9 protein-coding genes are annotated in these 10,564 nt (G+C 36.2%); all 9 read right to left on the bottom strand.

Going from position 1 to position 10,564, the window contains the following annotated elements; translation table 11 throughout:
* Positions 1-200 precede the first annotated feature (200 nt).
* The 9 genes from QNJ66_RS06625 to QNJ66_RS06585 all read right to left on the bottom strand — a co-directional run bounded on the left by QNJ66_RS06625 (position 201) and on the right by QNJ66_RS06585 (position 10,563).
* Positions 201-458: a hypothetical protein gene (locus QNJ66_RS06625; protein ID WP_300504278.1), complete on the bottom strand. Its 258-nt coding sequence runs from the start codon at positions 456-458 to the stop codon at positions 201-203.
* A gap of 59 nt (positions 459-517) precedes the next feature.
* Positions 518-3,460, bottom strand: coding sequence for a DUF1156 domain-containing protein (locus QNJ66_RS06620; protein ID WP_300504275.1), 2,943 nt, complete (start codon positions 3,458-3,460; stop codon positions 518-520).
* A gap of 13 nt (positions 3,461-3,473) precedes the next feature.
* The gene (locus QNJ66_RS06615; protein ID WP_300504272.1) at positions 3,474-3,803 is read right to left on the bottom strand and encodes a type II toxin-antitoxin system PemK/MazF family toxin; all 330 of its coding nucleotides are present in this window, start codon (positions 3,801-3,803) and stop codon (positions 3,474-3,476) included.
* A complete protein-coding gene (locus tag QNJ66_RS06610) occupies positions 3,781-4,089 on the bottom strand; it encodes a hypothetical protein (RefSeq protein ID WP_300504268.1) in 309 nt (102 codons plus the stop codon). Before QNJ66_RS06610 ends, QNJ66_RS06615 begins: the two co-directional genes overlap by 23 nt.
* Before the next feature lie 90 nt (positions 4,090-4,179).
* Entirely contained in the window at positions 4,180-4,608 is a 429-nt protein-coding gene (locus tag QNJ66_RS06605; protein ID WP_300504265.1) for a hypothetical protein, read from the bottom strand.
* Between the two features lie 63 nt (positions 4,609-4,671).
* The gene (locus QNJ66_RS06600) at positions 4,672-8,022 is read right to left on the bottom strand and encodes a DUF499 domain-containing protein (RefSeq protein ID WP_300504262.1); all 3,351 of its coding nucleotides are present in this window, start codon (positions 8,020-8,022) and stop codon (positions 4,672-4,674) included.
* Positions 8,023-8,034: 12 nt separating this feature from the next.
* Entirely contained in the window at positions 8,035-8,625 is a 591-nt protein-coding gene (locus QNJ66_RS06595; RefSeq protein ID WP_300504259.1) for a ribbon-helix-helix protein, CopG family, read from the bottom strand.
* 201 nt (positions 8,626-8,826) lie between these two features.
* Positions 8,827-9,777, bottom strand: a complete 951-nt coding sequence (locus tag QNJ66_RS06590) for a ParB/RepB/Spo0J family partition protein (protein ID WP_300504256.1) — start codon at positions 9,775-9,777, stop codon at positions 8,827-8,829.
* Positions 9,778-9,804: 27 nt separating this feature from the next.
* A complete protein-coding gene (locus tag QNJ66_RS06585; protein ID WP_300504253.1) occupies positions 9,805-10,563 on the bottom strand; it encodes an AAA family ATPase in 759 nt (252 codons plus the stop codon).
* Position 10,564 lies beyond the last annotated feature (1 nt).

Raw genomic sequence — 10,564 nt, 5'->3', positions numbered from 1 at the left:
TGTTTGTGGCGATCGCTCTCTACTATCTCATTCAAAAAAATCAGGAATTCTGGGTGTCTTGCCACGTAAAATTAGACAAAAAAATAGCATTCAATCATATCACAAAAGACTTTTGCAAGAGGTCTAAAGTTGATGATAAGTATCTTTCGGTGATAAGATAGCTACAATGGGGCTAGTATCTATTAAAATTTGTTGTTTCATCATTCACCAAATCCCTCAAAATGACTTTGGTTGGTACTTAAATCAGATGGTAAATCTTCGGCTACTCCAATCACCCCTAATTCTATTGCTAAATCATAGCAAGTTTTTGTAGTAGGGAACTGTTTTAAATGGTTTTCAAGGGCTTCTAAGATTAATTCTTGTTCTGTTTTTTGATTCATTTGAGCAACTTCTTTTAATCGTTGTTCTAAACTGGGACTAAGAGGAATACTAATATTATTTGGATTCGGTGGATTCATGTTTTTACCTCATTGATAAATACTTGTTGTTTTCGTTGTAATTTTTTTTTATATATCCTTTACTCAAACTCAAATAATTCCCCCTGTTGATAAGTAACTTTCGCTTTAATTTCATCAATACCTAACCACAAGTTAACTAAGGTATCTTTTTCTTTAACTTTGGTAGGAATAACTTTAAATGCCACTTCTAATGTCTTCATGAATTTATCGTTATTCACTAACCCTGTTTTCTGCATAAACTGTCGCACTTGTTGTAAGTTTCCTTCCTCTTCATAAATGGCGATCGCAGCGTGTAACCCATCCACTAAATGAGTCACGGAAAACTCGTTAACATCGGTGGTAAATGCCCGTTTTTTCAGTCGTTGTTGAGGGGTTAATAGTTTACAAGTACCACTGGCTGAGTCTAACACTTTAAACCCTTTGGCTAATTCTGTCACGTTGAACCCCCCAATGGCTAAGGCTAACTGTCTGGCTTCATCAAAGGGGAACTCTCGCGCTTTAAAGGCATCCCAGGCGAGTAAATACCATTGGGTTAAGGGGTCAAACCCTGCGGTGTCCGTTTGTACTAAGGTCTGGAAACGGTAAGAGGCGATCGCTTTTCGGGCTTCGGCGAAGGCAGCTTCGGGGCGTACTTCATCCCCTGTACTGTCTAAGATGGGGTAGGAACGGCTAAAGACGTTTAAAGCGGGGCCAAACGCGCTTAAATAGAGGTCGATGCCTGTGATATCATTGGCTTCAAATTCGGGGGCCCGTTGTTCGACGAGGTTGGCGACTTCGGGGCGTAAGTCATCCCACCATGCTTGTTGGGCGTTGGGATCTCGTTTACGACAGACGAGGATAACGGTACTAGAAACGCTGTTTTTCTTGGCTTGATGGAGGTTTTGAGGGTTTTCGGTAGAAACTGCCCAAGATGCGGTAATTTCAAACCCTGCGTCGATTAAGGCTTTGGCTAGGGTGTCCCATGCCCCTGAGTCTTTATGGTTAAATTGTACCGTTAAGACTCCTTCATCCCGTAAGACTCGGTAAGCTTCTGACCATGCTAAGGCCATTTTAGCTTCATAGTCTCGTTTGGCTAAGAAGTCGGGGCTTTCTCCCATGTTACGGAAACGGGAAGGGTTGGCGACGGCTTCTCTGTCTTTGTCCGTTAATTCTTGATAGAATAGGTCGGGAAATATATCTCCTAATGTTCTGCGTTGCCAGACATAAAAAAAGTCGCTTAATTCTGCATATTGGATGGTTCCATAATAGGGGGGATCTGTAATTATGGCATCTAAAGTGTTATCGGGAATGTGATATAAACTATCGGCTGATTCTAGGTTAATGTTAACAATTTCTGGTGCATAATTATTGTGTAAGTTGTTTTCTATTTCTACATCGTTATTATTTTGGTCATTATTGGTGATGGTTGAATCATTTTTTTTTCTTTCTAGTTTTCCTAATGGGGTATCGGCAAAGGATGATGAGTTAGTTTTAGATGTTTTATCTATAGTGTTTTTAGTTAATAGCGTTTTATAGTAGTTAAATAATTGTGTATAACCATCTGCAAATTTAGCCATTTGATTCCATAGTTTTTTATAGCCTTGAAATTCTGGATAATTCCAGTTCAAATTTAATGAATGTGTCAAGCTTGCTTTGATAGTTGTTGCTGTTCCTGTATTCCATACTGTTAACCTACAGTTTAAGTCAACGCATCTATCCATAACTAAACTTAAATAAGTACAAATAGCTTCTACTTTTTCTGGTTCATATTCAATATATAATTTAGTTTTAGCTTCGTTGATGATTTCTAGGTAAGTAACGAGGGTTAGAAGTTGACGGGGGTTAAACATATCTTTCCAAGTTGGACAAAATATTCTAATTTGCTCATCTAAATCTTGTCCATCAGGTAATAATTCAATAGGAATAAGATTTAATTGTTGTAAAATATCGTTTTTTTCTTTTAAATAATCTTCTGCTTTCTTAAATCCTTTCAAGTCCAATTCATTAGGAATTCTAAATTGTAAGCTACTTTTACCCTCTTTATACGCAACAGCATATAATTGACAACCAAGAGTTAAATTTTCAGCAGATTGCATAATTATTTCATTTTCAATTACACTATCACAACATAAACATTTACCCACACCTCTACTAATAGTATTATTATCTTTGGGATCAAAATCTCCATTCTCAGTTTGAATTGTTGTCCCCTTACCTTTTTTTCCCTTAATTAACTCAAAATCAACCCGTTTATGTTCAATATTAGGTATAGGTTTAACTGCACACCATTTATGTAAATTCTGCTTTTCTGGACGTTTATATAACCACCAATTAGGAGATAAAGGAACAACCGACTGACAGTTTGGACAAACAACGGTATGCGCCCAAAGATAATTTTGTACCGTTTCACCTTCAGGAGAAGGGAAAAATTCAGCCAGTCTTTTTTCAGCTTCATCACCTACCCATTTCACCCATTTATCAATATCCTTTTGTAAGTCTGCCCCAAACTTTAAGGGATATTCCATCGCAGCTTTCATCGTGACAACCGCCACAGGATTTAAGTCAGAAGCATAGACATTTAACCCATATCTAGCTGCTTCAAAAGGAATACTACCCCCACCCGCAAACTGATCTAAAATAGTGGGTGTTTTACCCCATATTTTCTGACATAATTCATGAACTCGGTTAATTTGTTTTTCAGTGGGAGGTGTTTTATATAATCTAACCTTATTCTTATTTCTTAACTCTTCTTTTTCTTCCTTTGATAATTTAGAATTTAACCATAATTCTAACTCTTCCTCTGTATGTAACCCTAATAAATATTCAAACTCTTCCATAGAAATATCAGCAGGAAGAATTGACCCCAAAACCGACGCACGGGAGAAAGATAAAGGTTTGCGTGAATACCAACGATGTAACCCTTTAAAGGGGTTGCCTCCATGTTCATAATAAACCTGTTCATTTAACAACTTAACAGGCATAATCTTTTCAATAAAAACTCTCGGACGGTTGGGGTTAGTCATGGATTTAATTACTTTAAAATTGAGGTTTAACGTATAAATTCCAAACGTTTAAAATTGTTTGAGAATCTTGAATAGAAATATGTCCAATTTTTCCCAATAAAAGAGAATTTTCTAAACAATCTAACCGAGATAGACGAACTGTTGAAGGTAATCTTAAACCACTCATTGCCCAATCATTTAATTTTACATCAGTTTGAGAACGAGGTTGCGCAGAAGTTACAACAGCAACAACAACATCATTTCCATCACACCAAAGAACTAAAACAGGACGCTTTTTGCTACTCACACCATTAGTAAAAGGAATTTCTGCTACCCAAAAATCACCGGGTTGGATAGTCATCATATAACCCCTCATCTTCAGGTGAATAACCATTAAGAAAAGCTTGATGGTTACGAGTCGTATTTATGAGAGAAGCAGACTCAGTTACTTCTTGTAATTCTATATCTTCTGCATAAACTTCTGTATAAAGTTTAGCTGATTCATCTAATTCCTTATTCTCTAATTCTTGTTTTAACTTTTCTAAAGCAGATTGGATCATCGATTCTTGACTATCAAAACCATAGTCTTGATACTGATTTAAAAAATCAGTCTGAGATTCATCAAAAGTCAAACTTAATTCTAAAGTCATGTTAATACTCTCCTGAAAATCTAATCTAAAACTTCAACAGTTCTTGATTTTTGTCTTTCTTTTCTTAGTTGTTTTAATTGGGTAATCATATCACTCTCCTAATAAAACTCTCATTGCTTTTAAAGCAGGACTCCGTTTACCATTAGAAATCTTAGCAAACCAATAATGTGCCTCCTCATTACTCATGGCCATTATACCATCCCGAATATTAACAATTTTAGACTCTTTTCTTAACGGTTGTACAGCTTGAAACAAAATAGCTAAATTAACCCCTGATTCTTCACTTAGAATGTAAGGAGTTGAACGCTTATAAGATAATGTTTTAGGGTCATAATTATTTGCTTTTAAAGTTTGATAAACTGCTTGACGAATCAATACTAAAGAATGACCTTTAACTCGTCCAATGCGTTTAGCTGCGGGTCTTTTTTTCTCCCCTGCTTTTTTGTAAGCACACTGATATAATTCTAACGCAAAGTCGTTATCTTTTAATGGTAAAATCCTTAGTTGAAACTCTTGCATATCTAGTGAATCAATCAGTAAAAAGAGAAATATAATACTTAATCATTATACCTTTTAACCTCGTCAATAATTAACTTTTGTTGTTAAATTTAATCTTTCCACAGGATTACGAGATAAAGCTTGGTGAATCATATTAATTTCTGTTCCATCAAACTTAACAAGATCCTTAAACTCAAAAGATAAAGCCAAATTAATAGTAGCTTGAGCATTGGGACTATTCAGTAAACTATTAATAGGATTAAAGAAACTCATAAAACCTCGATTATCTCCTTGATATTCTAAACGAACAAATTGACCTTGTGCTTGAATGGTAACAGTTTGTTCAATCATTAAAGTAAAAAAAGGTCGATTTAATAAAGATAAACTGGTTCCAAGCTTCCGATAATCCATAATAGAATTAACCGTAATATCTAAACTTTCAACCCCTTGGACTTTATTATCTAAACATTGATCTTTAAAATCATTAAAGGTTCTATCAACTGTCCCATCAAACGATAACGTAGGGGGTTTATAATCAGCCATAGGAATACTAATAACTGACCCCCCAGTATCATAAGTTCCCCCCTTTTCTCTAACTTTTCCACCTCCTAAAGATACCGTGGTTTCTTTTTCTGCTATTTCCCCACTACCATAATCAGCAACTACCTTAAACGTCGTAGATTGATTAATTTGACATTCATATTCATCACTAGGTAAAAAGCTACCCGTTATCTCAACATTATTTTGATATAAAGTAATCGTTAAAGCTTCTTTTGCTTTCCATCTAACTCTAACTTGTTTATTCTCATTTCCAGAGATAACTTGTGCGCTTAATTCAATAGTACGAGGTTCCGGTGGTTGTAGGATTCCCCGTCGATATAAAATAAAGCGATCGCTAAATTCAATGGTGTTAGGAAGGGTTAAACTTTGTCCTTCTGTTTTAATATATAAACGAGGATTTCTACGGGTTGAGGATGATTCTTTCTTAAGGGAATCTTCTGACCCCTGACTGGTATTTTCATCCTCTGGATTAACCTTATTTTCGTCTTCAAGCCCTACTTTTAAGTCCCAATGACCCTCTGCTAATCCTTTGCGTATCGTGTCCCTTAACAGCGAAATTTCCCCTTCTATGAGAAACCGTAATCCTAAATCTTTGGCAAAGGTTTCTTTTAATGATTTAGTTGTCCAATACTCTAACCCGACTGGCCATACTTTCTGTAGAATAAAAGCAGGTGCATAAGCTTTTAATGGTTCTTCGGGACGTATTTTCTGACAATCTTTTAAGGCTTTAAAAACAACGTCTTGTTGATTATTTTTTCCTTTAACACTACTCGATTCTTGTGCCGGTAAGGTATAATGTTTTAAGCCATTGGGAGCTTTAACAGGGTCTGAATCAGGGTAAAATAAATGACGATAAGCATTAGTTAAACTAATTCTTACTTCTAAATCTTTCGCCCCTTCTCGTTCTCTTAATTGTTTCTGTTGACTTTCGGATAAATCTTCTAAACGAGTTTGTGAACCTAATATATTTTTAATTGCTTTATATTCTCTAGCAATATCAATGGCATTTTCAATTTGAGTTTGATTAGCTACTAAAAACAATAAACGATTGCGAAATAATCTAAACTTACCAGCATCCCCTGTATTCCCAAAAATTTGTGTCACTAAAGAAGGTGGTTCATCAGTGGAACTGTTAACGGTTCCTTCTTGAAAATCAATGACACATAAGGCAATATCATCGGGACGATCATCTACATCTGAAGGACTTTCAGGAGACGAAATTAAGGTAAAAAACTTTTTAGCAAAAATACTATCCCGACGATTTCTTAAATCTTCTTTAGCCTCGGTACGCCCCACTTGTTCCTTTTCTTCTGTTACTATTTTATTGATAGAAGGTTCCTCTTTAAACCGAGATAAATTAGTAACAGGATCATCATCTAAATACCAAGCTACTGAAACCAACTGGTTAATCACTTTATCTACAAAACCGATCTCGACACCAGGGGTTAATAATGATAAATTTAATTCAGCCCGTCGAATACCGGAACTTATTCCTTGGGTTAATGAATGCAAAAAAATCGTTCTTGCTACCCAAGTAGAAAAGGGAGGTTTTCCTGCTAATAACCACTCTTGATCTTGGACTTGAGCATAAGCTTCTCGTCCGTTAGCATTGTAAATATCGGCCCCAATGGGGTTACGCATGGGGGAACGTTGCAACCGAGACGTTAAATCATTGGTCACTTCTTCATCAACCCCAACGGGAATATGATGAGTATGGATTAAATAGACCCAATTAGGTTTATTTTGCCATAAGTGACGGACAATCTGAGCAAATAACCTTAATGCACCCCTCGTCTTCTGAAACTCAGGAATAGAAGCTATTTTCTTGGTTAATAAACTAAATAACTCAGGATGAAACGGATAACTTTGGGCGATCGCTTGAGCATAGTTAGCATCTTTAGACGCATCGGGTAAATTAACTTGACTGGTACGATACGCACTCAAATATTCTGTGGCGATCGCTTCTGCTATATTGATATCTACAGCAGCAAATAACCGTTGTTTGACAATATTATATATTTCTATATCATTACTGGGGGTCAACACCCGTTCTTGTCTAGCTGACGCACGGGAAATTTCTTGTAATTCTTGCTGAATTTGCTCTCTAAATTCTTCGGTTTCTTCAGCAAAAGTATCCGTTGAAGAAGCCAAAGAATAAACAAATACCAGATGGTTACAGGCCGCAGCTAAGTCCATTAAAGAAAAGAGAAAATTAATAACCTGCTTAGCTAAATTACTATCTTTAATTGCTTTCCCTTTAGCTGCACTTAAATAACGGGCAATTTCATCTAAAATAATAACAGTAGGCTTATCCTGCATCAATCTTTCCATAACCGAAGTACCAGGACTTACCCCAGATTGATCACTCGCTTGTAATAATTGATAACCTTCAATACCTCCTATTTGATAAGCGAATTCTCCCCATAAAGTATAAGTGGTTATGCCTGTATCTTCGTGGTAAATGCCATTAATTGGGTCTAAATCTCGACCATCAACGGCTGCCACTTGAACAGGAGATGTAGGTAATAGTTCAACGGACACAAAACGCTCTAAACCAGTAATATTTCTTCCTTGTTGACAAATATGCCATAGAGCAATTTCATCGTGGGTTTTACCGCCCCCGAAACTGGTTTCTAAGCGAATGACAGGGGAACCTGAACTTTTGCCTGTTAAACGACTAAAAACTTCTCTTAGTAAGGTTTTTATACCGTCAGTAGCAAAGGTATTAGCAAAGAAAATATCGGGATTTTGATAAACTTGGGGAGCTTTTTTTTCAACAACTAAACGAAGTTTCGCTGCGAATAAATCAACGGTTAATTCCCCTGATAAAATTTCCGCTCTGGGTTCGCACGTCTCAAAGATAGAAGATAACATTAATTTGAATAATTAAATTATTTTAGAAAAACTCAGACTTTCTTGTTCTGGATGACTATTTATTCCAAAGCCAAATTCTTTCAACCAAGATAACATTTTCGGTCTTCTTTCAATTTGCTCTAATGTTAATTCTCCGTATAACTTTTTCCATCCTTCTTGAGAAGCTAAATTTTTAACCGTATCCCAGAGTAAAAAATTAATTTCTTCAGATGAATCAGTTGAACAAGGACTAACCATATTTAGCCAAATTTCTTCGGATGAAGATTCTACTTCTTTAACTAAATCAATTCCTGCTGTAAATTTACCACGATTCAATCGATCTAATTTCCTGAGAGAAATCCGCCATAGATTAAAGCTATTTCTGTATTCTATGGATAGCATATACTTATTACCCAGACTGTCAATGTATTCTTTCATTATGGGTTCCTTTTTCTTGAATTTCTTATCAAACTTAGGCAGATCAGAAGTTGGCTCATGGGGCATTTCCTCAATTATTTGTCGAATCAATTCAGAACGAGATAATCCGCAATTTGCGGAGTAATGTTCGAGCTTTTCATCTTGTTCGTCAGTTATACGAACTCTTAACCACTTTTGTTTTACCATGTCCCTATCGTGACACAGTGGGATACATTTAAGGAATTGGTATAATCACGGATTATTTGGTTATATTCCTGTCTGTTTTGAGTAATTACCGTATTAATAAATTGCGGTGCATGAGTTGAACCTTGTGGGTAAAGTAATCTCTACGTCTAAGATTTGGAAACATACAGATTCTATAAAAGTAAATTTGAAAAATGAAGCACATCAATTGGGCATTTCGTCTTCAAGAGAATCGAGAACATCTTCAATATATTTCAATCGAGTTTTTATCTTCTTCCAAAGGTCTTTATTTTCCCATAACTTAGCTTTTTTTATACGTTTGCTTAAATCATCTAATTGACGACTAGGAGACGATGGCGTTTTACTTTTATCTGAAGCTAATGAGAGAATTTCTTTAACTCTGTCAACAATTTCTCGTTGACTCCATTGCTGTGCGATCGCTTCGGATAAAATCCGTTGTCGGTCATCGTAATTTTTTACTTTGGCAATAGCTTTAGCTTTAGTATAAGCAATTTTACCTTCTCGTAAAGCACTCAAAAGGTCATCAGGAAGATTGAGTATTCTTAAACGATTACAGGTAAATGAGTACCAATTTTGTCCGAGTTGCTCAAAGATTTCCAAGATTTTTGATTCATGTTCATTACGGATAACGTTATCCGTAACTTTATTTTCTTTCTTATTTTTCAGATAATTAAGCTCAGAAATAACGTCGGGGACTGACTTTTCTAGAGACAGTGAAAGAAATTGTAAAATCCCCTCAACTTCATCCACAGGATTTAAGTCTTCTCGATGCAAGTTTTCAATTAAAGCTAACCGTTGAGCAACGGAATCATTGAGTTCTTTAATAATGACAGGAACTTCAGTAAACTCAGCTTGTTTTGCGCTTCGATAACGACGCTCCCCAAAAACTAATTCATAATAGCCCTTGCGTTCAGAATAAGGGCGTACAACTAAAGGTTGAAGAATACCATCAACTCGAATTGAATCAGTTAGTTGTGCCATTTTTTCAGGGTCAAAATAGCGACGAGGTTGGGAAGGAGGAAGTAGAATTAATTCAATAGGAATAAAATGAGGGGATTCTACTTCCTTTTCTAACTCTTCTCCGAATAAAGCATTGATCCCTAATGGTTGAAAAGGCTTATTTTTCTTAGACATAGTTCACAGGTGAGATAAGAGAGTAATTTACAAATTTTCAAGACAGTAACGAGCGATCGCTCTTAAGGGTTTAACGGCCGGATGTCTAGATTGATATAAAGCTAAAGGTAAATGTTCCTCCACCGAATCAGCAAAAGCGGTTGCACGGGGAACCGGTTGAAAGATATGTCCCACTTTTCCTAAATAGTCCCTAATTGCTTGTAAAGCTCTCACATCTTGAGAATTACTTTTAGCATAGAGAATGGGGACAAAACCGGCCAATTTCAGTTCTTTATTAGCCCGTGTTTGAACTCTTTTGACTGTCTTTAAAAGTAATTCCGTTCCCATCCAGGCTTTATATTGAGTGGCAATGGGGACAAGAAGATGGGTAGCCGCCACTAAACTTATGTAGCTTAAAATTCCCAAGGAAGGAGGACAGTCAATGACAATAAAATCGTAAAGTCCGTGAATTGACTCTAAGGTATCACGTAAGCGGAAGTCTCGTAAGTCCGCATTGACTAATTCAATTTCAGCCCCAGATAAATTGATATTAGACGGAATCAAATCAAATCCGGCACCATCAATAGACTGTATGGGTAGGGGTAGGTCTTGTACTAAAGATTCATAAATAGTTTGCGGTAAATCAAAAGGTGTTAGTCCACAAAATAAGGTTAAAGATGCCTGTGGATCTAAATCCACTAAAGCGACTCTTTGGTTTAATTGCTGTAGATGATAACCTAAATTCATGGCCAGAGTGCTTTTTGCCACCCCCCCAGCTTGATTAAAAATTGCGATAATTTTGCTCATT

The sequence above is a fragment of the Crocosphaera sp. genome (assembly GCF_030064895.1).
GTDB lineage: Bacteria > Cyanobacteriota > Cyanobacteriia > Cyanobacteriales > Microcystaceae > Crocosphaera.
The sequence above is the reverse complement of the archived record's forward strand: the minus strand, read 5'-3'. Positions and strand labels throughout refer to the sequence as shown.

Bases quoted from the DNA above. Each gene is read 5' to 3' on its own strand.
- QNJ66_RS06625 (WP_300504278.1), bottom strand. From the start codon at position 458: ATGAATCCACCGAATCCAAATAATATTAGTATTCCTCTTAGTCCCAGT.
- QNJ66_RS06620 (WP_300504275.1), bottom strand. From the start codon at position 3,460: ATGACTAACCCCAACCGTCCGAGAGTTTTTATTGAAAAGATTATGCCT.
- QNJ66_RS06615 (WP_300504272.1), bottom strand. From the start codon at position 3,803: ATGATGACTATCCAACCCGGTGATTTTTGGGTAGCAGAAATTCCTTTT.
- QNJ66_RS06610 (WP_300504268.1), bottom strand. From the start codon at position 4,089: ATGACTTTAGAATTAAGTTTGACTTTTGATGAATCTCAGACTGATTTT.
- QNJ66_RS06605 (WP_300504265.1), bottom strand. From the start codon at position 4,608: ATGCAAGAGTTTCAACTAAGGATTTTACCATTAAAAGATAACGACTTT.
- QNJ66_RS06600 (WP_300504262.1), bottom strand. From the start codon at position 8,022: ATGTTATCTTCTATCTTTGAGACGTGCGAACCCAGAGCGGAAATTTTA.
- QNJ66_RS06595 (WP_300504259.1), bottom strand. From the start codon at position 8,625: ATGGTAAAACAAAAGTGGTTAAGAGTTCGTATAACTGACGAACAAGAT.
- QNJ66_RS06590 (WP_300504256.1), bottom strand. From the start codon at position 9,777: ATGTCTAAGAAAAATAAGCCTTTTCAACCATTAGGGATCAATGCTTTA.
- QNJ66_RS06585 (WP_300504253.1), bottom strand. From the start codon at position 10,563: ATGAGCAAAATTATCGCAATTTTTAATCAAGCTGGGGGGGTGGCAAAA.